The 252-nt window shown below is 78.2% G+C and carries 1 protein-coding gene; it reads right to left on the bottom strand.

All coding sequences use genetic code 11. The features are described from left to right. On the bottom strand, positions 1-198 hold a 198-nt coding region (locus tag KVT14_RS20725), incomplete at its 3' end, for a HisA/HisF-related TIM barrel protein (RefSeq protein ID WP_254631394.1). Positions 199-252: the final 54 nt, after the last annotated feature.

Here is a 252-nt window from a genome sequence, read left to right on the forward strand (position 1 = left end):
CGGGGCGTTCGACCCCCGGCCGAACGCGGCGTCCAGGTCGACTAGGTGGATCCACTCCGCGCCGCCGGCCTGCCAGTCGAGCGCGGCGGCGAGCGGGTCGCCGTAGGAGGTCTCCGGGCCGGCCTCGCCCTGGACGAGGCGGACGGCCTGGCCGTCGGCGACGTCGACGGCGGGCAGGAGCTGCAGGCGGTCGGACATGGGTCTCCTCGTTCGGGGGCGTGCGGTGGAGCGGGTGGCGCGCCGGTGGCGGCG

The organism is Cellulomonas sp. GbtcB1 (assembly GCF_019091725.1).
Classification (GTDB): Bacteria; Actinomycetota; Actinomycetes; order Actinomycetales; family Cellulomonadaceae; genus Cellulomonas.